Below are 22903 nucleotides of genomic sequence, written 5' to 3'. Positions count from 1 at the left end.
CTCCCGATCGGCGGGCGGGTGCGGCGCGGCTACGACAGGACGAAGCCGTCCATGAACAGCGCGGCCGCGAGGCCCGCCGCCAGGAGCCAGCTGCCGAGCCTGGTCCGGCCGCGGCGGCTCAGCTCGATCACTCCGCCGCACAGGATGAGCAGCACGCCGTAGACCCCGACGACCAGGACGGACGACCGGCTCGCCAGGCGCAGCGCGAGGACCACGGCCGCCGCGGCCATCAGGACCGCGGCCGCGGCGATGCGGGCGCGGCGGGCGCGGGCGGCGGGGGTGGGGCCGTCGTGGGGCGCGTCGGTGGCGGGGGTGTCGAGGTCCGCCGTGCCGGGGTCCGACCGGTCGGTGTCCGCCGTGGGTTCGGTCTGTTCGGGCGCGCTCATGGACGTGGATCGTAATCGCTCGAACGAGCGGTTTTGCCGACTTGTGTCCCTTCCCCACGGATCCCTCACGCCGGCGGTCGCGCGGAGCGGCGCCCGCCGGGGCGTCACGGCCGCAGCAAGTGATCGCGGCCCTGGGCCCGGTAGCGGTCGACCAGTTCCGTCACGTCGGTCGGCGTCATGCGGTGGTAGGCGGATGTGCCCGGGGGGCGCCACCAGACGGGGTCGTCCCCGCGGTGGAATCCCGTGTGGCGCAGCTCCGCGCGGGCGACCTTGTTGGTCGCCGTCACCGGCATCCTCGGCACCACCCGCACGAAGCGCGGCAGCATCTTCGTCCCCAGGTCCGGCTGGGCGTGCAGGAATTCGGCGAAGGCGAGCGGATCGAAGGGGGTGTCCCGCGGCGGCGCGAGGGCGGCCATGACCTGGTCCCCCGCCACGGGGTCCGGCACCGCGTAGACCGCGACGGCCGCCGCCCCCTCGTACCGCGCGAGGATGTTCTCGATCATCGCGGCGGCCAGGTTCTCGCTGTCCACGCGCAGCCGGTCGTCGGTGCGTCCGGCGAAGTAGAGGTAGCCCTCGGCGTCCCGGTAGAAGAGGTCTCCCGTCCAGTACCAGCCGTCCCGCCGCCGTTCGGCCTGGGCCCGTTCGTTGCGCCAGTAACCCTCGAAGGGGTTCGCGCCGCGGTTGACCAACTCCCCTATCGCCGCCTCGCCGTTCAGCAGGCGTCCGTCGGCGGTGAACCGTGCGGCCGGGCACTCGCGCCGCGTCCCGGCGTCGACCACCGCGAGGTCGTCCCCGGGGGCCGCCCGGCCGATCGCGCCGGGCGGGGTGCCGGGGGTCCGCTGGATCGCCGCCCCGCCCTCGGAGGATCCGTAGCCCTCGACGAGCCGCACCCCGAACCGCTTCTCGAACCGTGCCGCGTCCACCGCACCGGCCTCGGTGCCGAATCCGACCCGCAGCGGGTTGTCCCGGTCGTCGGGGCGTTCGGGCGTGGCCAGGAGGTACTGCACCGCGCGGCCCACATAGGTGAAGTACGTCGCCTCGAACTCCCGTACGTCGGAGAGGAACCGGGACGCCGAGAAGCGGCTGCGCAGCGCCACTGCGGCGCCCGCGGCGAGCGCCGGGGCCCAGTCCGCGATCACCGCGTTGCCGTGGAACATCGGCATGCAGATGTAGTGGGTGTCCTGGTCGCGCACGCCGAAGTGCGCGACCAGGGAGTTGCCGGCCGCGGCCAGCCTGCCCTGGCTGCAGATCGCGGCCTTGGGCGCGCCGGTCGAGCCGGAGGTGAAGTAGAGCAGCATGCGGCTGCCGGGGCGCACGGCGGGGGCGATCTCCGGTGTCGCGTCGGCGTAGGGCGCGAGCAGCCGCGCGTAGGCCTCCGTGTCGGTCACCAGGAGGCGTACGCCCGGCAGTTCCAGGCCGTCGAGCAGGGGCAGGTGCGCCCGTTCGGTCACGAGGACCGCGCACTCGGTGTGCAGGATGTCGCGGGCCAGCTCGGCGCCGCGCCGGGTGGGGTTGATGCCCGCCACCGCCGCGCCCGCGAGCGCGGCCGCTCCCAGCCAGAGGGGGTATTCGGGGGTGTTGTCGAGCAGGACGCCGATGTGGGGTTCGCCGCGCCGCGGCAGCAGGTCGCGAAGGAGCGCGGCCCTGGCCGCCGCGCCCGCCGTGACCTGGTGGTGACTCAGCTCCCCCGCCGCGTGCCGCAGCCCGACACGGTGATCGCCCCACCGCGCCCGCACGAGCTCCGCGACCGTGATTCCGGTGCTCTCCATGGCCGCGCACCATAATTGACGTACCGTCAGATGTGGAGAGGCCCGGACGGGTCCACCGGTCAGGGCAGGTCGCCGAAGAGGTCGCTCGCGAAGGAGTCGTGCACGGAGGTCAGGAAGAAGACGCAGAACACGAGCACCAGGCCGAGGAAGCAGAGCTGGCCCACCGTGCCCGCCGCCATGGCGAAGGGCCGCGGCGGCCGGGCGGTCGCCGCCTCGGGGCGCTCGGGCAGGTAGTGCACGGTGACGATGTCGCCCTGGACGGTCGTCGCGGAGCCGTGCCGCTCCTCGAAGCGCACGGACCGGCCCTCGCGAGTGGTGAACTCGTAGACGTGGTGCAGCGTGGTGGACACGTGGTCGCCGTGGCCGCTGGTCGTCGTGTACGCCCGCAGGCAGCGCGCCTCCGCGCCAGGCCCGGCCCACCTCGGTCGAGCGCCTGATGACCTTGGCCGCCATGAGCAGCGCGCCCCCTGCGATGAGCGCGGGAACGACGTAGAACATGAACTCCATGCGGACCCCCCGATCCGGTGCGGGCGCCCGCGCCGATCGCGGGCGGCTCCGCGCACGCCGTGCGGTCGACACGGCGTGCGCAGAACCTACCCGCGGGTCGGGGGGAAGTTCCTCAAGCGTTGCTCAGAACTGAAAGCACTTCTCAGCACTGCGGGCGGCGCCCGGTCAGGGCTGATCGGATCCCTCGTTCCCGATCAGAACTGGACGTCCGAGCAGGCGTAGAACGCGTTCGCCGTGTCCGCGATCGTCCAGACCGCGACGATCACGTGGTGCCCGCTGCGGCCGCCGGGGATGGTGCCGCTGTGCGACAGGGTCGCGGGCGGCTGCTGGCTGTTGTAAGGGACGTTGAGGAAGGGCTGGGTGTCCAGGGCGGACCTGGTCACGGCCTTGCTCTCGTCCCAGCCCTGCTTGGTGATGTAGTACTTGAAATCGGTGGTGCGGTGGCGCGCGGTGAACTGCCAGCGGAAGGTGTAGTTCTGACCCCCGCTCACCTTCGTCGTCGGCCAGGCGCCGCCGCCCGGTGCCTTGGGCGAGTTGAGCTGGTCGAAGCCGGCGATGCCCGCCGAACAGATCTTGCCGTCGGCGGGGCCCCCGGCCGGGAAGCCCTTGGGGCCCTCGACGCTCTGCGGCTCCCACTGGATGGATCCGCAGTTGGACACCACGCCCTTGGCGCAGTTGATCTGCCGGCTCGCGGGCAGATCCGTGTAGCCGTGGCTGCTTGCGCCACCGGCGGAGAGCGCGAAGGCGCCGACGGTGCCGAGGCCGACCATGGCCGCGTACAACTTCTTGTTTCGCATGTGCCGCTCCTGCCGAACGTGGGGAGTTCCGGGTGGGACGTGCGCGCACTGCGGTCTAGACCAAGCCTCAGATTATTGCCGTTAGTTGAACATGTCCATACCAATCGTGGAGAGGATCCGTCCGCATCGCTCACGCGACGTTTCCACGAGTTCACCGTTGGGCCGGTCGTTCGTCGCGACCCAGTCCGCGGCCTCCGCCGGGGTCCGGCCACCCGCCAACTGCCGCTCCACCAGGCGTTGTTCCCGTACCTTTGCTGGTGAATCGATGTACCAGCACTCCCCGAGGAGCCCGTGGGCGGCCCGCCAGCCGGGCAGATCGCAGGCGAGATAGTTGCCCTCCGTGACCACGAGACGGGCCTCGGGGGCCACCCGGTGCCGGGCCGCGACCGGCTCGTGGAGCGTGCGGTCGTAGTCGGGTACGTAGATGTCGTGCGCCCGGTCGTCGAGCACCCGGCGCAGCAGCGCGACGTACCCGCCCACGTCGAAACTCGGCTCCGAGCCCTTGCGGGCGGTCAGACCGAGCCGCGCCAACTGCCCGTTGGAGAGGTGGAATCCGTCCAGCGGCAGATACGCAGCTCCCGCGCCGAGCCGCTCGACCAGGGCCCGCGCGAGCGTCGACTTGCCGGTGCCCGGCGGCCCCGCGATCCCCAGGACCGCGCGCGGGACGGACTCCGTGAGCCGCCAGGCGTCGGCGGCGAGGCCGGCGAGGGAGCCGGGGTGCTGATCAGCGGTGTTCTCCATGGCCCGTATAGAACGCCACCGTCAGGTCCTTCACCAGGGCCTTGCGCTCGTAGTCGTCCAGCTCCACCAGGCCGCGCGTGGTCAGCCGCGTCACGGTGTCCTCGACCGAGTCGACCACCGAGGTCAGCACGGTGTCGCGGTGCCGGGCGTCCAGGGCGGCGACCCGGCGGCGCTGCATCACGGCGGCGACCTCGGGGGCGTACTCGATCCGGGTCGGCTGCGCCGAGAAGACCTCGATGCCGACCGCCTCCGCGTCCACGGCGAGCGCCCGGGTCAGCGCGGCCCCGACCGCCTCCGCGTCGCGCAGGGTGGGGGACTCGTCGTGGAAGGCGTCGGCGGGCAGCCGGGACAGCACCCGGGCCGTCGCCGCCTCCACGCACTCCCGCAGGTACTCCTGGTGGTCCTCCACCGCCAGCGTCGCCCGCGCGGTGTCCCGCACCCGCCACACCACGAGGACGACGGCGTGCAGCGCGACCCCGCCGCGGTCCACGCAGGGCATCGGCTCGCTGCGCCAGTGCCGCAGCCGCACGTCGACCCGGCGGCGCAGCAGCAGCGGATTCACCCAGAGCAGACCGGTGCGCCGGACCGTGCCCCGGTAGCGGCCGAACAGGCTCAGCGCCCAGGCCCGGCCGACCCGCCCGCGCGCCAGGCCGCCGAACCCGAAGAGCCCGAGCGTCCCGGACCCGGCGAGCGAGGCCCACTGCGCGGCGCCGAGCCCGGCGCCCGGGTACCCGGGCAGTCCCGTCACCCGCAGCGCGGGCTCCGGCAGCACCCCCGCCCACCACAGCGAGAGCGCGCACCCGGCGACGCCCGCGCAGCCGCCGAGCACCCCGGCCAGGCCGGGCAGCACCCGGGCCCTGCGCTCCGCCAGGGCCGGGTCCACGTGGACGACGGGGCGCGCCACCGGCTCGGGCGCGGCCACCGGCGGGGCGGGCCTGCGCCCGGCGCGCGGCTGCTCCCCCGTACCGGGCCTGCGCCGCACCACGGCGGGCGACAGCGGGACGTCCCTGATCCGGTCCGGCCTGACCTGGTCCGGATCGTCGCGGAAGAGGAGGTGCACGGGGATCTCGGTGGTGGCCTCGCTCTGGATCACCCGGTACGGCCGCGCGCCGGCGCCCGGCTCGGGGGCCCCGTCGGACCGCGGGGACTGGGGCTGTGAAGCTGCCGTCGCGCTCATCCGTGCCTCCGCGTCATTCCTGCCTCGATCCGATGGGTGGGTGCGTCGGTTCCTGCGTGTGTCGCCGTGCGTGCGCGGCTCCGGTCCGGTGCTCCTGGATGCCCGCTCACCGGAACAACCGCCGCCACGTCTCCGGCCCCGGGTGGCCGTCGGCCGCCGCGCCCCGCCAGCCCTGGGCCCGCTGGAACGCCGCCACGTTGCGCCGGTCGCTCTCGCCCCAGGTCCGGCCCGGGCCCCGCGCGTAGTGCGTGCCGAAGCCCTTCTTCACCAGCTGCCTGCCGAGCAGCTCGATCGCCGCGTGCGACCGGCCCGGACGGAAGACGCCCGGGCCCGGGTAGGCGGGCGCGGCGGCGGAGGCGCCCGCGGGGGTGCCGCCGGGGCCGGCCGCGCCCCCGGGCGGGATGTCCTTGCCCTTGCCCCGCATCAGGTACGACCAGGTCGTCGGGCCCGGCAGGCCGTCCGCGTCGGCACCCGTCCAGCCCTGCGCCCGCTGGAACGCCTGCGTCGCCCTGCGGTCCGCCTCGGTCCACCGGGGTCCTGGCCCGGACCGGTAGAACCGCTTGCCGCCCCGGGCCACCAGCGCCTTGCCGAGCCGGGTCACGTGGGCGTTGTCCGCGCCGGGGCCGAAGGCCCCCGCCCCCGGATAGCGCGTCGCCGGGTCCGCCGTGCCCGAGCCGCCCTGGGCGCCGCCGCCCAGGCCTTTGTAGCGATAGGCCAGATAGCGGGTCCCGTAGGTCCAGTACGCATAGGGGGTGGCCTGTTTCCTGGCGTGCGGGCGGGCCTGCTCGTACGCCAGGTAATGCGAGTGGGTGTAGTCCGTCCATCCCCCGAAAAGGGTCACGTGGGAGCCCTGCGTGGGGTTCGTCGGATTGTGGAAGAGAAGAATGTCGCCGGGCTTCAGCTCGTCCTTCGTAATGCGGACCGCATACGACGCGAGACTGCCCGTCCATTCGTTTCCGCCGAGGTTCCACGCCATCGAGACGAAGCCCGAGCAGTCCTGGCGGTAGCCGTCCGACCAGTAGCCGTCCATGGCGTACGGCACCTGCGCCGCGACCCACTTCTTGGCACGGTTGATGATCGCCGTCCGGGTGGTCGCCCGGTACGCCGCCGCCCCCGGCGGCCCCGGCGCCGCGGCGGCCGGCCTGCCGTGCAGGGCGCTCGCGCCACCCTGGAGGCTGCCCGGCCCCTCGTCCGCCGGAATCCCGCTCCGACCTGCGACGGGACCGGCCGGGACGCGCTCCGCCGGGGTGGCTGCCGCCGCGGGCGGGGCCGGGCCACCACCGAGCACCGAGCCGGCCGCCGCGGCGAGGACCAGGGCCCGGCGGGCGCCGTGCGCCGCCGGATGGCCGCCGAGCGCCGGCGGCAGCGCGTGCACCGCGGAGCGGCGCCAGTGAATACAACCGGGACAGTCGCAGTCGCTCTCGGGGGTGAATTCCTCGAATACCGGAGCGACCTCCATGCGATTCCCCTCACACCCCGCAAAAGAATGTCCTCGCATCTGCACGTCCGTCAGTTTCTCAACTGTCCCGGGATACCGCATGTTGACGGTCCGAATGATGCAGCGGCCGCGCTCCCCGTACTCCCCCGGCGGCCGGGCCCGCGCCGGGCCCCCGGCCAGTGGTCATGAGCACCCCCGGACATCCGGTAGAGTTCTCCAGGTCAGCAGGCGCCGCTAGCTCAGTTGGTTAGAGCAGCTGACTCTTAATCAGCGGGTCCGGGGTTCGAGTCCCTGGCGGCGCACAGACAGCGAAGGCCCTCCGTTCACGCGGGGGGCCTTCGTCGTGCCGTGAGCAGGGCCGCTTCCCGTACCCCTACCGCTACCGTTGCGCCATGGCGCGCGACATCCAGGAGCGGATCAAGAAACTCATCATCGACGCGAGGCTGCCCTCCGGGGCCACGCTGCCGACCGAGCCCGAGCTGATGGAGCGCCTCGGCGTCAGCAGGAACTCCGTGCGGGAGGCCCTCAAGGCGCTCCAGGCCATGGGGATCGTGGAGATCCGGCACGGTTTCGGCACCTATGTCGGGCCGATGTCGGTCGCGCCGATGATCGAGGGGCTCACCTTCCGCACGGTCGCGGGCCACTACCGCGGCGAGGACAGCCTGCTCCAGCTCCTGGAGCTGCGGGAAGCGGTGGAGACCGGCCTCATCGCGCGCCTCGCGGGCCGCGTGCCGGAGTCCGACCTGGCCGAACTCGACGCCCTGGTCGACCGCATGGAGTCCGAGGCGGCATCCCCGGAGGGCGCCGTGCGCGCCGAGACCGACCGCGCGTTTCACGCCACGCTCTACCGCGGCCTCGGAAACCTGCTGCTCGGCGAGGTCCTGGAGGCCTTCTGGGACGCCTTTCACCGGGTTCGCACCGATCTCGTGGACGTGCCGCAGGACCCGCGGGTCACCTGCCGCCAGCACCGGGAGATCCTGGAAGCGGTGCGCTCGGGCGACGCGATGCGGGCCGAACAGGCGATTCGCGAGCATTTCGGCAACATCCGCACCCGCTTGAGCTCACCGGCCCCAACGGACGCCCCAAATCCCCCGTATGACCGGTAAACACCTTGTTTCACCCTTGCGATCATGCCGTAGGGCGTAGAACCCTGTCCGGGAGCCATCGGCTCTCATGAGGCGGACGATACGGGGCAGTTGGGGCACCGAGACGGCCGCGGCGGGGCAGGGACGGGGGTCCCGTTCATGAAGCGATGCCGAGGGGGGCATCATGCAACCGGAAGGTTGTCGTTCCATGTCTAAGGGGACGATGGTCTGCCATTGATGCGTCCGCCACGGCCTCGGGGGACCCGAGCGGACCGAAAGACCAACGAACACGCGGACGAGACCGCGTGCGGGGGGATGACTCATGACGTCGACGCCGACGGGCGCCGGACAGAACGACCCGTCAGAGACGACCCAACTGCGGGCTCTGTCGCACCGCACGGGCGGTTTCCGCAGGATCAAGAAGACCCTGCCGCGGTACGACTACGAGCACTACAGCCGGCTCGCCGGTCCGCTGACCCAGCCGGACCCGGCCAAGCCGTACACCGTGAAGTACCGCTCGCTGCTCTCCCAGGAGCCGCACCGCATCCGCGCGGCCCTGATGCTGGGCGCGGCGCCGCTGCTCTCGCTCGTGCTGCTCGGCTGGCTGCTGCAGCCCGAGCACTGGACCGAGCGCGACTACGTGGCCAACGACTGGCTGCCGGTGCTCGACGTCGTGATGCTGATATCCATCGGCCTGATCGAGTTCTTCCGCTGCATGAACGTGCTCTCCAACGCGCACGCGACGCTCGTGGCCCGCGATCCGATACCCGTGGTCCCCGAGACCGGCACCAGGGTCGCCTTCCTCACCTCGTTCGTACCCGGCAAGGAGCCGATCGAGATGGTGACGAAGACGCTCGAGGCCGCGGTCAGGATCCGCCACCGCGGCCTGATGCACGTCTGGCTCCTCGACGAGGGTGACGACCCGGAGGTCAAGGAGGTCTGCCGGCGGCTCGGCGTGCACCACTTCTCCCGCAAGGGCGTGGCCAAGTGGAACATGACCAAGGGCCCGCACCGCGCCAAGACCAAGCACGGCAACTACAACGCCTGGCTGGACGCGCACGGCGACGACTACGACTACTTCGCCTCCGTCGACACCGACCACGTCCCGATGCCGAACTACCTGGAGCGGATGCTCGGCTTCTTCCGCGACGAGAACGTCGGCTTCGTCATCGGCCCGCAGGTCTACGGCAACTACGACAACTTCGTCACCAAGGCCGCCGAGTCCCAGCAGTTCCTCTTCCACGCACTGATCCAGCGCGCCGGCAACGCCTACGGCGCCCCCATGTTCGTCGGCACGTCCAACGCCGTGCGCATCAAGGCCCTCAAGCAGATCGGCGGCCTGTACGACTCGATCACCGAGGACATGGCGACGGGCTTCGAGATCCACCGCGCCACCAACCCGGCCACCGGCAAGAAGTGGAAGTCGGTCTACACGCCGGACGTGCTCGCCGTCGGCGAGGGCCCGAACGCCTGGACGGACTTCTTCACCCAGCAGCTGCGCTGGTCGCGGGGCACCTACGAGACGATCCTCAAGCAGTTCTGGAAGGCACCCTTCTCGCTGCCCCCGGGCCGTCTCTTCAACTACACGATGATGGTCATCTTCTACCCGATGTCCGCCATGAACTGGATCCTGGCGGCCCTGAGCTGCGCCCTGTTCCTCGGCCTCGGCGCGTCCGGCGTGAACATCGACCCGACCATCTGGCTGATGCTCTACGGCAACGCCTCGGCGCTCCAGATCGGCCTCTACATCTGGAACCGCAGGCACAACGTCTCCCCGCACGAGCCCGAGGGCTCCGGCGGGGTGGCGGGCATGGTGATGTCGGCGCTCTCCGCGCCGATCTACGCCCGCTCGCTGCTCGACGCGGCACTGCGCCGCAAGAGCAAGTTCGTGGTCACGCCCAAGGGCGATTCGGCGAGCCCCGACACGCTGTTCGGGACCTTCCGGATCCACCTGTTCTTCATCCTGGTCTTCGGCGCCTCGATGGCCGCCTCCTTCGTGTACGGGCACTCCCACCCGGCGATGATCACCTGGGCCACCTTCGCCCTGCTGATCACGGCCGCGCCGATCTTCGCGTGGCGCTGGGGCATGCGGCAGGACAAGAAGAAGCCGCGGCCCCCCGAGGCCGCCGGCACGTCCGGACCGCCGTCCGGGGCGGGCACCTCGCTCCCGCAGCAGCACGGCGGCACGGCGCCGCTGCCGCAGGCCCACCCCGGCCCGCCCGCCTCCGGGGGCCGGCACGCGGCCCCGCACGCGCCGCAGCAGAAGCCCAGCTGGGCGTCGCCCGACCAGACCATGCAGATTTCCCTTGGGGGACGTAAGAAATGAAAGACCGTTCCAGCCGCCGCCGCGCCCGCCGCATCGCGATAGGCGCGGCGGTCGTCCTCGCGCTGGCGGGGATGAACGGCCCGTGGCTGTGGCGCGTGGGCTCCGAGAAGTACCACGACTACAAGATCAACAAGCCGGAGTACAAGGCGGACAACGGCCACTGGGAGGTCGTGGACTTCCCCGAGGAGTACCGCCAGAACACCATCCACGCGGCCCTCCTGCACACCGGCAAGGTGCTCCTCGTCGCCGGGTCGGGCAACAACCAGAAGAACTTCGACAAGAAGAAGTTCGACACCCGCCTGTGGGACCCGGTCAAGGGGACCATCAAGAAGATCCCGACGCCCACGGACCTGTTCTGCACCGGCCACACCCAGCTGGGCAACGGCAATCTGCTGATCGCGGGCGGCACCCAGCGCTACGAGAAGCTGAAGGGCGACATCACCAAGGCCGGCGGCCTGATGATCGTCCACAACGAGGACCCGGACGAGCCCAAGACGATCCCCGCGGGCACCAAGTTCACCGGCAAGAAGAACGGCAAGACGTTCGTCTCCAAGGACAACATCCTCGTCGAGAAGGCCAAGAAGGTCTTCGACCCGCAGACCGGCGCGTTCCTGCGGACCGAGCCCGGTCTCGGCCGGGTCTACGTCGAGGCGCAGCGCAGCGGCACCCGGCACGAGACGGGCACCCAGGACAACTACCGCATCCAGGGCCTGAAGGGCGCCGACACCCGCAACGTCTACGGCATGGCGCAGAAGCTCGCCCTGGACAAGAAGGACTTCCAGGGGATCAAGGACACCTTCGAGTTCGACCCGGTCGCCGAGCGGTACATCAAGGTCGACCCGATGAACGAGGCCCGCTGGTACCCGACGCTGACCACGCTCACCGACGGCAAGATCCTCTCCACCTCCGGCCTCGACGAGATCGGCCAGCTGGTGCCGGGCAAGAACGAGGTGTACGACCCGAAGACGAAGAAGTGGGCGTACACCAAGGGCATCCGGCAGTTCCCGACCTATCCGGCGATCTTCCAGATGGCCGACGGGAAGCTCTTCTACTCCGGGTCGAACGCCGGGTACGGCCCGGACGACGTCGGCCGCAAGCCCGGCGTGTGGGACCTGAGGACCAACAAGTGGAAGGGCATCCCGGGCCTGGGCGACAGCAAGCTCATGGAGACCTCCGGCACGGTCGAACTGCCGCCCGCCCAGGACCAGAAGTACATGGTGGTCGGCGGCGGCGGGGTCGGCGAGTCCGAGAAGTCGAGCAAGAAGACCCGCATCGTCGACCTGCTCGCCCAGAAGCCGATGTTCGCGGACGGCCCCGAGCTGGAGAAGGGCACGCGCTACCCGCAGATCTCCACGCTGCCCGACGACACCGTGCTGATCTCCGGCGGCTCCGAGGACTACCGCGGGCGCGGCGACTCCAACATCCACCAGGCGCGGATCTACGACGCGAAGACCGGTGAGCTGCGGCGGGTGGCCGACCCCGAGGTGGGCCGCAACTACCACTCCGGTTCGATCCTGCTGCCCGACGGCCGCGTGATGTTCTTCGGCTCGGACTCGCTCTACGCCGACAAGGCCAACACCAAGCCGGGCGTCTTCGAGCAGCGCATCGAGATCTACACGCCGCCGTACCTCTACCACGGCGCGCGGCCGACGCTCGGCGCCGGCCCGAAGACGATCGAGCGGGGCGGCACGGGGACGTTCCCGACGCGGCACGCGTCGTCCGTCAGGACGGCCCGTCTGATCAGGCCGAGCGCCTCCACGCACGTCACGGACATCGACCAGACGTCGATCGCGCTCGACCTGAAGAAGTCGAAGGGGTCGGTCTCCGTGACGGTGCCCAAGAACCGGTCGCTGGTGGAGTCCGGCTGGTACATGCTCTTCGTGACGGACGACCGGGGCACGCCGAGCACGGCGCGCTGGGTGCGGGTGCCGTAGCCCGCCGGGAGGGGGCGGGGAACCGCGCGGGCGAGCACCCGCGCGCCGCGGTTCCCCGCGCCGCTAGCGGGACGCCTTCGCCAGGCCCAGGGCGTATTCGGGCCACCACTGGCCGGCCTTGGGCCCGCCCCGGCACGTCCCGTCGGACTCGCCGGGCCGCTTGATCCACAGGTAGGCGTCGACGAGCGGATCGCTCGTCCTCGTCGTCGGCGTCTCGCCGAGCGCCCGGCCCGGCGGGTTGCACCAGGGGTCCTTGCCCTTGGTGTAGGGGCCGTTGCCGTTGCGCGCCGTGTCGATCACGAACGGCTTGCCGCCGATCTTCGCCGAGAGCTTCTTGCCGAACTCCGTGCTGGTCGCGGTGGTCTGGAAGTTGGAGACGTTCACCGAGAAGCCGTCGGCCTGCTCGACGCCGGACCACTTCAGGGGCTCCCAGAGCGAGTCCGGGTTCTTCCAGCCCGCGTTGCCCGCGTCCAGGTACACCTTGGTGTCGGGCAGCGACTTGAGCTTGCCGATGGCGCCCTTGAGGAGGTCGTAGCGCTCCTCGTGGAACTGCTCCGGGGTGCAGTTGTCGACCATGTGGAGCACCGCGTCGGGCTCCAGGACCACCGTGGCTCGGCGGTCGCCGATGCCCTTGGCGACCTGGTCGATGAAGGCGCGGTAGGCGTTGCCGTCGGCGGCGCCGCCCTCCGAGTACTGGCCGCAGTCGCGGTGCGGGATGTTGTAGAGGACCAGCAGGGCGTCACGGTCGGCCTTCTCGGCGGCCTCGGTGAAGCCGCGTGCCTGGTCCTGGGCGTTCTCCGGGACGATCCACTCGGCGACCGGCTGCTCGGCGATCTTCCTGAGCTGCTCGGCGTCGTCCTTCTTGCCGTCCCCGGCGTACGTGGCGACCTGCTTGGCCGCGTTTCCGTCCGGGTTGACCCAGTACGGGTCCTTGCCCTTGGGCTGCTGCTTCACCGGCGGGCTCGACGTGTCGTCGTCGGAGTCACCGGAGGAGGAGCACCCGGCCAGGAGCAGCGCCGCCCCCGCGAGCGCCACTCCCGTCCTCACCCCCGTGGCCGCGAACCCGTGCCCGCGACCTGCGTTGTTGCGGTACATCCACTCCCCCTTGGGTGCTCTGTCCGTGTCTCAATCCTGGCACACGTACACCCTGCCCACGAGGTCCGCCCGTACTGCCCACAGACCTGCGGGAGAGCTGTTACAGCGCTCTCGCGGCTGGGTAGGCGCAGTCCGCGGGGAGTTGAGGAGGAGGGGTCATGCGGGACCGCGACGACGAGCTGCGGCTCGCGGAGGTCCTGGTGGAAACCGCGGACACACTGGCCGACGACTTCGATGCCGAGCGGTACCTGCGCTGGCTCGCGGACCGCTGCGTGGAGTTGCTCGGGGCGCGGGCGGCCGGGGTCATGTACACGGGCGGGAACGGCTCGGTGCGCCTCGTGGCGTGCAGCGCCCAACAGGAGCTGGCGCGGGAGCTGCTGGCGGTGCAGCACCGCGGCGGGCCGTGCCTGGAGACCTTCGGCACCCGCAGGGCCGTGCCGCCCGTCGGGACCGGCCCCGGCGCGGCCGGGGGCCGCTGGCCCGAGTTCGCCCGGCGGGCCGGCGAGCACGGCGTGGCGGGGACGTACGCGGTGCCGATGCGCTGGGACGGTGTCGTGCTGGGCGTGCTCAACGTCTTCGCGCCCGAGGCTCCGGCGGAACACCGCCGCGACCGGGCCGAGCGCGAGCTGGGAATCGCACAAGTGCTCGCCGATGCGGCGGCGGTGGGGCTGCACAACCAGCGCACGCACTTCGAGTGCCGCGTCCTTTCGGAACAGTTGCGGACCGCCCTGGACAGCCGAATTCGCATCGAACAGGCCAAAGGCATGCTCGCCGAGCGCTGGAACACCGGTGTGGACGAGGCCTTCGATGCGCTGCGGCGCTACGCGCGCAGGGAACAGCAGGTCATCGACCGGGTCGCCGGTCTGGTGATCAACGGGGTGATCGATGCCGACGCGCTGCGGCCCGGCCGGTCCGGACCATGGTGAGAATCCCCCGCGGCCAGGAGTGACCACGGAGGGAAAGGAGGCGGCGACTTGGCGTCATTCCGTCTCCGACGCCCTCTAGGCCCGCGCGCCCATTCGTTCTAAAGTCGGTGGCAAGGCGCCCAGGCCCCCGGCCCCTTGCCCACCATTCCGGAATACGGAATGGTCCCGAACCTCCTGCGCCGACGCCGGGTTCCTCCCGCAGCTCGTGCGCGCGCGGTCGAGGACCAGCCCGGTCGGCGGCTCCGGGGGGAGCGGGCCGCCGATCGGGCCAGGTGGACCCCCTGGCGGTGTGCCGCGATCAGCGCGACACGTCCGTGAGGTACGCGGAGACGACCACGTTCGCCGTGTAGGTGCGGGTGGCCTTGTCGAAGGAGCCGCCGCAGGTGATGAGGCGCAGCTCCGCGCGCCCCTCCTCGTGCGGGCCGTACGCCTTCTTCGCGTCGAACCGCTTGCGGGTGACGACCTGCACGTCGTCCACGGTGAACTCCGCGACCGTGCCGTCGTCGCGGCGCACCTCGACCGTCTCGCCGGGGCGCAGCGTGCTGAGGTCGTAGAAGACGGCGGGCTTCGTCTCGGTGTCGACGTGGCCGACGAAGAGGGCCGCGCCCGCGGCGCCGGGGCGGGTGCCGCCGCCGTACCAGCCGACGGTGCCGGGCTGTTCGAAGGGCGGCGGATCGATGGCGCCGTCGGCGTCCAGGCCGCGGGCCGTCACCGGGGCGCGGACCCGCAGCGACGGCACGTCGACGCGTTCCGGGCGGGCGGCGGGCAACGGGTCGTGCGCGGGCGGCAGTTCGACGCCGAGGGGGCGGCCGACCTGGGCCACGTCGCCGGTGGCGGGTCCGGAGACGCCGCGCAGGTCGCCGACGTCGCTGCCCCAGAGCCAGAGGCCGACCAGCAGGAGCGCCCAGGCCACGCCGGTCAGCAGCCGTCCCGAGCCGGACGTGCGCTCGCCGTCGGACACCGTCATGCCCCGCCCGTCACTCGGAGCGGCGCCGGCGGACGCTGCGGAACGCGACGGCGACGGCGGCGACGCCGGCCAGCACCAGGCCGATCACGGCGTGCCGGGTGCCGGGGCCCGCCTCGGTGGCCTCGGCGGTCGCGGCCGTGGTCAGCCGCGCGGTGCCGCCGCCGCCCGCCCGTACCGGGGAGACCGGGGAGGGGTTGTGCCGGATGACGTGGACCGTGCCGGCGCCCTGGTGCGGGTGGCCGTCGCAGGTGACGGTGACGTCGTAGGTGCCGGCGACGCCGTGCTTGATCCGGGCGCTGCCGTTGAGGGAGTACTTGTCGCCGTCACGCCCGGTGAGCTTGGCGTCCTCCTCGAAGGCGCCGGACCCGGCCGATCCTGTGGTGCCGTCGCAGCCCGAGACGCTCACCTCCACGGTGGACCCGGGCGCGGTGCTGGACGGGGTGACGGTGGCCCGCACGGAGTCGTGCTCGTGGGCCTGCGCTCCGGCGGCGGGCAGGACGGCCGTCAGGGCGACGGCCACCGTGGCCCCACGGAGAGCAAGGGAACGTATGCGCATCATGAACCTCCTGTCTACGAGGTTCACGCGGGGTGAGCGCCCCCGCCCGTCCGGCGGGGCAAACGGGGGAGCTCCCGGGGGCCGGGCGCCCGCTCAGATGCGCTCGACGAGGTCGGCGATGGAGTCGACGACGTTCGAGGGGCGGAAGGGGTGCTGGTCGATGTCGGCCCGCGAGGTGAGGCCGGTGAGCACCAGGAACGTCTCCATGCCCGCCTCCAGGCCCGCCAGGACGTCGGTGTCCATGCGGTCGCCGATCATCGCGCTGGTCTCCGAGTGCGCCCCGATCGCGTTCAGGCCGGTGCGCATCATCAGGGGGTTCGGCTTGCCCGCGAAGTACGGGGTGCGGCCGGTCGCCTTGGTGATGAGGGCGGCGACGGCGCCGGTGGCGGGCAGCGGGCCCTCGGTGGAGGGGCCCGTCTCGTCGGGGTTGGTGCAGATGAAGCGGGCGCCGCCGTTGATGAGGCGGACGGCCTTGGTCATGGCCTCGAAGGAGTACGTGCGGGTCTCGCCGAGGACCACGTAGTCGGGGGCGTGGTCGGTGAGGACGTACCCGATGTCGTGCAGGGCGGTGGTCAGGCCCGCCTCGCCGATGACGTAGGCGGTGCCGCCGGGCCGCTGGTCGTCGAGGAACTTGGCGGTGGCGAGCGCGGAGGTCCAGATGTTCTCGACGGGCACGTCCAGGCCCATCCGGTTCAGCCGGGCCTGGAGGTCGCGCGCGGTGTAGATGGAGTTGTTCGTCAGGACCAGGAAGGGCTTGCCGGACTCGCGCAGCTTCTTGATGAAGGCGTCGGCGCCGGGGATCGGCACTCCCTCGTGGATGAGCACGCCGTCCATGTCGGTGAGCCACGATTCGATGGGCTTGCGCTCTGCCATGGGGTGCACTCCTGCGTTCTGCGTCGATGCGGGGTAACTGCGGGGCGCCGGGACAGCGCTGTGCCGACGCCCCTCAGCCTAATCAGGAAGACACGATCTTGACCCCGGTCAATTCTTCGTGATCGACACCCCGTCGACGACCCAGTACCAGTTGTTCCCGCCGGTGTAGCGGAAACGGACCTGCGCGGTGCGGGCGCCCGCGGGGACCTGGAGGGTGAGGCGCTCGACGACGGAGGGGGTGTCGGCGGTGTACGTCTTCACCGCGACCGGGGTGCCGCCGTCGTAGGAGACGAGCACCTCGCCCTTCTGCGGGGCTTCCTGGCGGTAGTACGTGGTGTACGTGAGGGTGGCCCGCGCGCCGCCCGTCACGGCGTACGCGGGGCTGATCAGCGTCGAGTCGAAGGTGCCGGTGAACGACTTGTCGGTCCACTCGTCGCCGTCGGCGACCGCGAAGACGCCGCGGGCGCGGACGTTGTTCTCGCGCCGCTGGTCGCGTTCGGCCTTGGTCCAGAACTCGTCGGTGGTGAAGGACCAGCCGCGCCACTCGGTGACGCCACCGGTGCCCATCGCGCCGTTGTCGACGCGCCAGCCGGGGGGCGGGGTGCGGGTGAAGCCGAGGACGCCGGCGCCGATGCCGCCCTCGTCGACGGGCCCGGTCAGCTGGGCACGCAGGGCGTCGAAGTCGTCGGGCGAGGGCTGCTGGATCGGTCGGCCGTCCAGGCCCCAGGCCGGGTCGACGGCGATGCCGAGGTGGGCCAGGGCGCTGGCGGCGACGTCGGGCATGCGGACGTCGTGGCGGACGGAACCCGCGGTGACCGTGGGGCCGGTGGCGATCATGAAGGTCTGGCGTTCGGCCCAGCTGGAGCCGCCGTGGCCGCCCGCGTCGGTGTGCCCGTGGTCCGCGGTGATCATGACGAGCCAGCTCTCGTCGCCGTAGGTCGGCCGGGACCTGACGGCGGCCAGGATCCGGCCGACCTGGGTGTCGACGCCGTGCAGCGCGTCGAGGTAGGCCTGGCTGGCGGCGCCGCTCCCGTGGCCCGCGTGGTCGACGTTGTCGAGCTGGACGAAGACCGCGTCGGGGTTGCCCGTGCCGATCTCGGCGACGGCGCGCGCGGTGGTGCCCTCGTCGTACTCGGCGGCGGGCGTGGAGACGCGGGTGTCGACCTTCGCGGAGAAGATGATGTCGGTGATGGGCGCCCAGGAGGCGACCGCGCAGGTGCGCAGGCCCGGCTTCGCGGCCTCGGCGCGCGTCATGAAGTCCGGGTAGGCCGCGAGCCGGTGGCCGGTGAACTCGTTGTTCACGACCCGGTGCTTGTCGGGCCAGACACCGGTGATCAGCGTCGACCAGCCGGGGCCCGAGGAGGTGGGCGCGAGCGGGTTGGCGTAGAGCGCGCTGGGGGCGGTGAGGCCCTGGCTCATCAGGCCCTTGAGGGTGGGCGCCGCGGCGTCCTTGATCCTGCCGAGCAGCGCCCCGTCGAGCCCGACGACCAGGACCTTGGGGGTCCTGGCCGCGGCTCTCGCGGCGGTGGCGAGGGGGCCCGCGGCGAGGGCGGCGGCCGCGGTGGAGACGAGCAGCGAGCGGCGGGTGATACCTGACGACACGTGGTCCTCCGGAGTCGGTGGTGCACGGGGGGGGGAAGGGCGGGGCACGCCAACGCCCCTGGCGCACCAGGGGCGTTGGGTCCATACCCGTTATCTTTTCGCTACCGAACCCCTGGGGCCAGGGGTGCGCCGGTGAACTCTCAGCTACCGGTCGCCGACTTCCAGTCCGCCACGTAGTCCGACAGGTTCTCGGAGATGTCCGCCCAGTCCGGCTGGAAGATCTCGACCCCGTCGATGATCTTGTCGAGGGCGAGCGCGTTCGCGTCGGTGGCCTTGACGTCCTTGCGGGCGGGGAAGCCGCCGCCGATCTCGCTGACCTGCCGCTGCGCCTGCCGGCCGAGCAGGTAGTCGAGGAACTTCCTCGCGTTGGCGTCGTGCGGCGCCTTGCTCACCAGACCGGCCGCGTAGGGCAGCGCGAAGGTGGTGGGCCGGTCGGGGTCCTTCGCGGTCGCGGGGAACCAGATGCCGAGGTGGGGCATGTCCTTGGACTGCGCGTAGTTCATCTGCACGTCGCCGTTGGCGGCCAGCAGTTCGCCCTTGTCGACCTTGGGCGCGAGCTTGCCGGTGGAGGCGGACGGGCCGACGTTGTTGGTCTGCAGCTTCTTCAGGTAGGCCAGTGCCGGTTCCTTGCCGCCGAAGTCGTGCATCGCCTTGATCAGCACCGCGGTGCCGTCGCCCGCGACACCGGGCGTGGAGTACTGCACCTTGTTCTTGTACGCGCTCCCGGTGAGGTCCTCCCATGTCCGGGGCGCCTTGCCGCCGGGCAGCTCCTTCTTGTTGTGGATGAAGCCGAAGTAGTTGTTCACCACGGACGTCCACTTGCCGTCGGGGTCCTTGTCGGCGCCGTCGACCTGCTCGGAGCCCTGGGGGCGGTACGTCTGCAACAGGCCCTTCGCGTCGGCCTGCTGGATGAACGGCGGAAGGGTGATGAGCACGTCGGCCTGGGTGTTGGACTTCTCGCGGACGGCGCGCTGCACCATCTCGCCGGAACCGCCCTCGACGTAGTTCACCTTGATGCCGGTCTTCTTCTCGAAGTCCTTGAAGACCCGGTCGTACCAGCCGTCGCCGTTCTCGCCCTTGAGGCCGTCGGCGCTGTAGACGGTGACGGCCTTCGCGTCGGACGCGGCGGAGTCGCCGCCGCACGCGGTGAGGGAGCAGGCCAGGACGAGGCCGCCGGTGACGGCGGCGACCGTGCGGAGGCGACGGACACAGCTGAGGCGGGACATGACGTTTCGTACTCCTTGGACAGCCGGGGACGGGGGTGGGTTCAGCGGTAGGAGGCGCGGGTGCGGACGCGGGAGACGGCGAAGAGCACGAGGAGCGTGGCCGCCATCAGGACCACCGCGACGGCGGCGCCGGTGAAGGTGGAACCGCGGTCGGTGGCCGCGTAGATCTGTACGGGCAGCGGCATCCAGTCCGGCGGGTAGAGCATCATCGTGGCGCTCAGCTCGCCCATGGACAGCGCGAAGCACAGCCCGGCGGCCGCGTTCAGGGACGGCAGCAGGAGCGGCAGCTTCACCTTCCACAGGACGTACGCGGGCCGGGCGCCCAGCGAGGCGGCGGCCTGTTCGTACGCCGGGTCGAGCCGGTGCACGGCCGCCGCGACCGACTGGTGGGCGAACGCCGTGACGAGGATCGCGTGCGCGAGGATCACGATCCAGCGCGTGCCGTTGAGGATCATCGGCGGCCGGGAGAAGGCGACGAGCACGGCGAGGCCGACGACCACCGACGGCACGGCGACGGGCAGCACGAACAGCGCGTCCAGGCCCCTCCCCCACAGCCGGGCGGCACGCCCTGCGGACTGCTTCAGCGAGGCGGCGGCCAGCGCGGCCCAGGAGCCGACGGCCAGCGCGAGCAGGCTGGCGGCCACCGCCGTGACCAGGCTGGTGGTGAGGGCCCGCAGCGACGAGCCGCGGGTGGCCGACGCGTAGTGCCCGGTGGTGAATCCGGACGGGAGCGCGCCCGACCAGTGCTCGGCGAACGAGGCCGCGAGGATCACCAGGAGCGGCAGCGCGAACAACGGCAGGAAGAGGACGAAGAAGAGCGCCCAGGTGGCCCACTTCCCCTTGCGGCTATGCACCAGCACGGCGGCTCACCACCCGGTAGAGGCCGTACAGGCCCACGGAGATCGCGATGTTGACGACGGCGACGACGCAGGCCGCCGGATAGTCGGACTCCAGGATCGCCTTGCCGTAGACGAGCATCGGCAGCGTCGTGACGCCCTTGGCGCCGGTGAACAGCACGATCCCGAACTCGTTCAGGCACAGGACGAGGACGAGGCTGCCGCCGGCGGCGAGCGCGGGCAGCGCCTCCGGCAGGATCACCTGGCGCACGATCCGCGCGGGCTTCGCGCCCAGGCTGGACGCCACCTCCAGCTGGGCCGTGTCGATCTGCGAGAACGCGGCGAGCAGCGGCCGCATCACGAACGGCGTGAAGTACGTGATCTCGGCGAGCAGCACGCCCCACGGCGTGGTCAGGAACTGGAAGGGCCCCTCGGCGGCGCCCGTCGCGTCCGTCCACAGCCCGTTGGCCATGCCCTTGGTGCCGTAGACGAACAGCAGGGCGAGGGTGATCAGGAAGGACGGGAAGGAGAGGAAGACGTCGATGAACTTCGCGACGGCCTTCCCGCCGGGGAACGGCACGAAGGCGATGACCAGCGCGAGCGCGAACCCCAGCACGAGGCATCCCGCGGTCGCCCCGGCCGCGAGCCACACCGTGGTCCCGAGCGCCTCCCGGAACGCCTCGGAGGCGAACACGTCCGCGTACGGCCGCAGGGACGTCCCCCCGGTGTCGGGCCGCACGGACTGCCGCACGACGAGCCCGAGCGGATAGAGGAACACCACCCCGAGCAGCACGACGGGCGGCAGCGCCCAGAGCGACGCGGGTACCGCGCGGATTCCGGCCCCCGCGGTCGTGGAGTCGACGGGGGCGGCGGGGGCGGCGGGGTTCCCCCGGGGGAGGGCGGGCGCGGTCCCCGCTGCCGGGGCAGGGGGCGCGGGGGCCCGGGAAGGACGGCTCATTCGGTCACCCCGCCGGCGAGGAGCACCGCGTCTTCGGGCGCGAAGTGCAACCGGACCGTCTCCCCCAGCCCGGGCGGCCTCCGCAGTTCGCGGACGTCCGCCTTCACCCGCTCCCCGCCGACGTCCACGTACAGCCGGTGCGTGGCGCCCCGCCACTGGACCTCGCTCACCTTCCCCACCAGGGAGTTGGGGCCGTCGCCAAGACCCACCAGATGCGGCCGCACGCACAGCGTGGCGCTCGCCCCGGCGGCCGCCCCGCCCGTGTCGAGCCTCAGCTCCGCCCCCGCGAAGGAGACGCCCCCGTCGCCGACGGTCACCGGCAGCAGGTTCGCGTTGCCCACGAAGGAAGCGGTGAACTCGGTCCGCGGCGCGCGGTAGAGCTCCTGCGGTGTCCCGCAGTCCCGCAGCCGGGCCCGGTCCATGACGGCGATCCGGTCGGCCAGGGTCAGCGCCTCGACCTGGTCGTGGGTGACGTACAGGATGGAGACGTCGGGCAACTCGCGGTGCAACCGGGCGAGTTCGGCCAGCATCCCGGACCGCAGCTGCGCGTCGAGCGCGGACAGCGGCTCGTCGAGGAGCAGGACGTCCGGGCGGACGGCGAGCGCCCGCGCGATGGCGACCCGCTGCTGCTGCCCGCCGGACAGCTCGCGCGGGAACCGCCTCGCGTACGCGGCCATGCCCGTCATCTCCAGGGCCTCGGCGACCCGCCCGGGGATCTCGCCCTTGGCGACCTTGCGCGCCTTCATGCCGAAGGCGACGTTGTCCGCGACCCGCATGTGCGGGAAGAGCGCGTACTGCTGGACGACCATGCCGATGCCCCGCTGGTGCGGCGGCAGCGCGGTGACGTCCCGGTCCCCGAGGAACACCCGCCCCGACGCGGGCCGCACGAAGCCGGCGACGGCCCGCAGCGCGGTGGTCTTGCCGGACCCGGAGGGGCCGAGCAGGGCCATGACCTCGCCGGGTGCCACGGTCAGGTCGAGGGAGTCGAGGACGGTGTGCGCGCCGTAGGCGACGGACACCCGGTCGAAGCGGATGCCGCTGCCCATCAGCCGATGCCCCGGAGTATCGCGGGCAGTTCGGCGACGGAGCCGAGCACGTGCGTGGCCCCGGCCGCGCGCAGCGCGGTGCCGTCGTGGGCGCCGGTCAGCACCCCGGCGACGACCGAGGCGCCGGAGCGCACGCCGCTGCGCATGTCGTACGCGGTGTCGCCGGCGACCGCCACGTCCCGCACGTCGTCCGCGGCGCCGGTCCGCAGGAACGCGCTGAGCACCATGTCCGGGTGGGGGCGCCCGCGGCCGCCCGCGTCGGCGGGGCACAGGGTGAGTCCGACGAGGTCGCGCCAGCCCAGCGCGTCGAGGATGGCGTCCTGGGTGACGCGGGCGAACCCGGTGGTGAGGACGACGGTCCTGCCGTCGGCGGCGAGCTCCTCGATGGCCTCCCGCGCGCCGGGGACCGGTGCGATGCGGCCGCCGTCCACGAGCGTCCCGTACGCCTTCTCGAAGGCGGTGTTGGCCTGCCGGGCGAGCGCCTCCTCGCCGAACAGGTGCCGGAAGACGGAGATCTTGGACTCGCCCATGGTGGCGCGGACGTACTCCAGTTTCGCGGCGTGGTCCGCCGAGTCCGGCTCGACGCCGAGCTCGCGGGCCGCGGCGGCGAAGGCCTGCTCGACGAGGCCGCCGTCGGCGACGGTCGTCCCGGCCATGT

General features: G+C 72.0%; 21 protein-coding genes and 1 tRNA gene. 5 read left to right on the top strand and 17 right to left on the bottom strand.

Annotation, left to right across the window (positions count from 1 at the left end; translation table 11 throughout):
* Positions 1 to 29 precede the first annotated feature (29 nt).
* The 7 genes from ACFYXE_RS34630 to ACFYXE_RS34600 all read right to left on the bottom strand — a co-directional run bounded on the left by ACFYXE_RS34630 (position 30) and on the right by ACFYXE_RS34600 (position 6836).
* Entirely contained in the window at positions 30 to 386 is a 357-nt protein-coding gene (locus tag ACFYXE_RS34630) for a hypothetical protein (protein ID WP_389319491.1), read from the bottom strand.
* A gap of 104 nt (positions 387 to 490) precedes the next feature.
* The gene (locus ACFYXE_RS34625) at positions 491 to 2155 is read right to left on the bottom strand and encodes an AMP-binding protein (RefSeq protein WP_389319489.1); all 1665 of its coding nucleotides are present in this window, start codon (positions 2153 to 2155) and stop codon (positions 491 to 493) included.
* A 59-nt stretch (positions 2156 to 2214) separates the two neighbouring features.
* Positions 2215 to 2505: a DUF3592 domain-containing protein gene (locus tag ACFYXE_RS34620; protein ID WP_389319487.1), complete on the bottom strand. Its 291-nt coding sequence runs from the start codon at positions 2503 to 2505 to the stop codon at positions 2215 to 2217.
* Between the two features lie 351 nt (positions 2506 to 2856).
* Positions 2857 to 3459, bottom strand: coding sequence for a lytic polysaccharide monooxygenase (locus ACFYXE_RS34615; protein WP_389319485.1), 603 nt, complete (start codon positions 3457 to 3459; stop codon positions 2857 to 2859).
* A gap of 81 nt (positions 3460 to 3540) precedes the next feature.
* Positions 3541 to 4200: a nucleoside/nucleotide kinase family protein gene (locus tag ACFYXE_RS34610; RefSeq protein WP_389319483.1), complete on the bottom strand. Its 660-nt coding sequence runs from the start codon at positions 4198 to 4200 to the stop codon at positions 3541 to 3543.
* Positions 4184 to 5377: an SPFH domain-containing protein gene (locus tag ACFYXE_RS34605; RefSeq protein WP_389319481.1), complete on the bottom strand. Its 1194-nt coding sequence runs from the start codon at positions 5375 to 5377 to the stop codon at positions 4184 to 4186. The genes ACFYXE_RS34610 and ACFYXE_RS34605 overlap by 17 nt, the downstream gene beginning before the upstream one ends.
* A 106-nt stretch (positions 5378 to 5483) precedes the next feature.
* Positions 5484 to 6836 carry a peptidoglycan-binding protein gene (locus ACFYXE_RS34600; protein WP_389319479.1) on the bottom strand — a complete coding sequence of 451 codons (1353 nt, stop codon included), beginning with the start codon at positions 6834 to 6836 and terminating at the stop codon, positions 5484 to 5486.
* Positions 6837 to 7043: 207 nt separating this feature from the next.
* Here ACFYXE_RS34600 and ACFYXE_RS34595 point away from each other — a divergent pair.
* The 4 genes from ACFYXE_RS34595 (at position 7044) to ACFYXE_RS34580 (ending at position 12160) form a co-directional block, all read left to right on the top strand.
* A tRNA-Lys gene (locus ACFYXE_RS34595) sits at positions 7044 to 7117 on the top strand.
* 90 nt (positions 7118 to 7207) lie between these two features.
* Entirely contained in the window at positions 7208 to 7921 is a 714-nt protein-coding gene (locus tag ACFYXE_RS34590; RefSeq protein WP_389319477.1) for a FadR/GntR family transcriptional regulator, read from the top strand.
* 301 nt (positions 7922 to 8222) lie between these two features.
* Complete coding sequence (locus ACFYXE_RS34585; protein WP_389319475.1) at positions 8223 to 10226, top strand: glycosyltransferase family 2 protein; 2004 nt, start codon at positions 8223 to 8225, stop codon at positions 10224 to 10226.
* Positions 10223 to 12160, top strand: a complete 1938-nt coding sequence (locus tag ACFYXE_RS34580; protein WP_389319473.1) for a galactose oxidase-like domain-containing protein — start codon at positions 10223 to 10225, stop codon at positions 12158 to 12160. The genes ACFYXE_RS34585 and ACFYXE_RS34580 overlap by 4 nt, the downstream gene beginning before the upstream one ends.
* A 63-nt stretch (positions 12161 to 12223) precedes the next feature.
* Here the strand turns inward: ACFYXE_RS34580 and ACFYXE_RS34575 are convergent, their stop codons facing one another.
* The gene (locus tag ACFYXE_RS34575; RefSeq protein ID WP_389319471.1) at positions 12224 to 13255 is read right to left on the bottom strand and encodes a glycoside hydrolase family 6 protein; all 1032 of its coding nucleotides are present in this window, start codon (positions 13253 to 13255) and stop codon (positions 12224 to 12226) included.
* Between the two features lie 158 nt (positions 13256 to 13413).
* On the opposite strand from ACFYXE_RS34575, the gene ACFYXE_RS34570 reads away from it, so the two are divergent.
* A complete protein-coding gene (locus tag ACFYXE_RS34570; RefSeq protein ID WP_389319469.1) occupies positions 13414 to 14181 on the top strand; it encodes a GAF and ANTAR domain-containing protein in 768 nt (255 codons plus the stop codon).
* A gap of 298 nt (positions 14182 to 14479) precedes the next feature.
* Here the strand turns inward: ACFYXE_RS34570 and ACFYXE_RS34565 are convergent, their stop codons facing one another.
* From ACFYXE_RS34565 to ACFYXE_RS34525, 9 genes are all read right to left on the bottom strand, one after another.
* Complete coding sequence (locus tag ACFYXE_RS34565; protein ID WP_389319467.1) at positions 14480 to 15148, bottom strand: class F sortase; 669 nt, start codon at positions 15146 to 15148, stop codon at positions 14480 to 14482.
* Between the two features lie 10 nt (positions 15149 to 15158).
* Positions 15159 to 15707 carry a hypothetical protein gene (locus tag ACFYXE_RS34560; protein WP_389319465.1) on the bottom strand — a complete coding sequence of 183 codons (549 nt, stop codon included), beginning with the start codon at positions 15705 to 15707 and terminating at the stop codon, positions 15159 to 15161.
* A 90-nt stretch (positions 15708 to 15797) separates the two neighbouring features.
* The gene (locus tag ACFYXE_RS34555; protein ID WP_389319463.1) at positions 15798 to 16577 is read right to left on the bottom strand and encodes an HAD-IIA family hydrolase; all 780 of its coding nucleotides are present in this window, start codon (positions 16575 to 16577) and stop codon (positions 15798 to 15800) included.
* Between the two features lie 108 nt (positions 16578 to 16685).
* Positions 16686 to 18179: an alkaline phosphatase family protein gene (locus ACFYXE_RS34550; RefSeq protein WP_389319461.1), complete on the bottom strand. Its 1494-nt coding sequence runs from the start codon at positions 18177 to 18179 to the stop codon at positions 16686 to 16688.
* A gap of 140 nt (positions 18180 to 18319) precedes the next feature.
* Positions 18320 to 19405, bottom strand: a complete 1086-nt coding sequence (locus ACFYXE_RS34545; RefSeq protein ID WP_389319459.1) for a 2-aminoethylphosphonate ABC transporter substrate-binding protein — start codon at positions 19403 to 19405, stop codon at positions 18320 to 18322.
* Between the two features lie 41 nt (positions 19406 to 19446).
* A complete protein-coding gene (locus tag ACFYXE_RS34540; RefSeq protein WP_389319457.1) occupies positions 19447 to 20265 on the bottom strand; it encodes an ABC transporter permease in 819 nt (272 codons plus the stop codon).
* Positions 20252 to 21199, bottom strand: coding sequence for a 2-aminoethylphosphonate ABC transporter permease subunit (locus tag ACFYXE_RS34535; RefSeq protein WP_389319455.1), 948 nt, complete (start codon positions 21197 to 21199; stop codon positions 20252 to 20254). The genes ACFYXE_RS34540 and ACFYXE_RS34535 overlap by 14 nt, the downstream gene beginning before the upstream one ends.
* On the bottom strand, positions 21196 to 22245 hold the full coding sequence (locus tag ACFYXE_RS34530; protein ID WP_389319453.1) for an ABC transporter ATP-binding protein: 1050 nt from the start codon (positions 22243 to 22245) through the stop codon (positions 21196 to 21198). Before ACFYXE_RS34530 ends, ACFYXE_RS34535 begins: the two co-directional genes overlap by 4 nt.
* The gene (locus tag ACFYXE_RS34525; RefSeq protein WP_361166279.1) at positions 22245 to 22901 is read right to left on the bottom strand and encodes an HAD family hydrolase; all 657 of its coding nucleotides are present in this window, start codon (positions 22899 to 22901) and stop codon (positions 22245 to 22247) included. The genes ACFYXE_RS34530 and ACFYXE_RS34525 overlap by 1 nt, the downstream gene beginning before the upstream one ends.
* Between the last annotated feature and the right edge of the window lie 2 nt (positions 22902 to 22903).

It is taken from the genome of Streptomyces sp. NPDC002564, from assembly GCF_042889645.1.
Taxonomy (GTDB): Bacteria; Actinomycetota; Actinomycetes; order Streptomycetales; family Streptomycetaceae; genus Streptomyces.
The sequence above is the reverse complement of the archived record's forward strand: the minus strand, read 5'-3'. Positions and strand labels throughout refer to the sequence as shown.

Excerpts from the sequence above, each read along its gene's own strand:
- ACFYXE_RS34630 (WP_389319491.1), bottom strand. The coding sequence starts at position 386 with ATGAGCGCGCCCGAACAGACCGAACCCACGGCGGACACCGACCGGTCG.
- ACFYXE_RS34625 (WP_389319489.1), bottom strand. The coding sequence starts at position 2,155 with ATGGAGAGCACCGGAATCACGGTCGCGGAGCTCGTGCGGGCGCGGTGG.
- ACFYXE_RS34615 (WP_389319485.1), bottom strand. The coding sequence starts at position 3,459 with ATGCGAAACAAGAAGTTGTACGCGGCCATGGTCGGCCTCGGCACCGTC.
- ACFYXE_RS34610 (WP_389319483.1), bottom strand. The coding sequence starts at position 4,200 with ATGGAGAACACCGCTGATCAGCACCCCGGCTCCCTCGCCGGCCTCGCC.
- ACFYXE_RS34605 (WP_389319481.1), bottom strand. The coding sequence starts at position 5,377 with ATGAGCGCGACGGCAGCTTCACAGCCCCAGTCCCCGCGGTCCGACGGG.
- ACFYXE_RS34600 (WP_389319479.1), bottom strand. The coding sequence starts at position 6,836 with ATGGAGGTCGCTCCGGTATTCGAGGAATTCACCCCCGAGAGCGACTGC.
- ACFYXE_RS34590 (WP_389319477.1), top strand. The coding sequence starts at position 7,208 with ATGGCGCGCGACATCCAGGAGCGGATCAAGAAACTCATCATCGACGCG.
- ACFYXE_RS34585 (WP_389319475.1), top strand. The coding sequence starts at position 8,223 with ATGACGTCGACGCCGACGGGCGCCGGACAGAACGACCCGTCAGAGACG.
- ACFYXE_RS34580 (WP_389319473.1), top strand. The coding sequence starts at position 10,223 with ATGAAAGACCGTTCCAGCCGCCGCCGCGCCCGCCGCATCGCGATAGGC.
- ACFYXE_RS34575 (WP_389319471.1), bottom strand. The coding sequence starts at position 13,255 with ATGTACCGCAACAACGCAGGTCGCGGGCACGGGTTCGCGGCCACGGGG.
- ACFYXE_RS34570 (WP_389319469.1), top strand. The coding sequence starts at position 13,414 with ATGCGGGACCGCGACGACGAGCTGCGGCTCGCGGAGGTCCTGGTGGAA.
- ACFYXE_RS34565 (WP_389319467.1), bottom strand. The coding sequence starts at position 15,148 with ATGACGGTGTCCGACGGCGAGCGCACGTCCGGCTCGGGACGGCTGCTG.
- ACFYXE_RS34560 (WP_389319465.1), bottom strand. The coding sequence starts at position 15,707 with ATGATGCGCATACGTTCCCTTGCTCTCCGTGGGGCCACGGTGGCCGTC.
- ACFYXE_RS34555 (WP_389319463.1), bottom strand. The coding sequence starts at position 16,577 with ATGGCAGAGCGCAAGCCCATCGAATCGTGGCTCACCGACATGGACGGC.
- ACFYXE_RS34545 (WP_389319459.1), bottom strand. The coding sequence starts at position 19,405 with ATGTCCCGCCTCAGCTGTGTCCGTCGCCTCCGCACGGTCGCCGCCGTC.
- ACFYXE_RS34535 (WP_389319455.1), bottom strand. The coding sequence starts at position 21,199 with ATGAGCCGTCCTTCCCGGGCCCCCGCGCCCCCTGCCCCGGCAGCGGGG.
- ACFYXE_RS34530 (WP_389319453.1), bottom strand. The coding sequence starts at position 22,245 with ATGGGCAGCGGCATCCGCTTCGACCGGGTGTCCGTCGCCTACGGCGCG.
- ACFYXE_RS34525 (WP_361166279.1), bottom strand. The coding sequence starts at position 22,901 with ATGGCCGGGACGACCGTCGCCGACGGCGGCCTCGTCGAGCAGGCCTTC.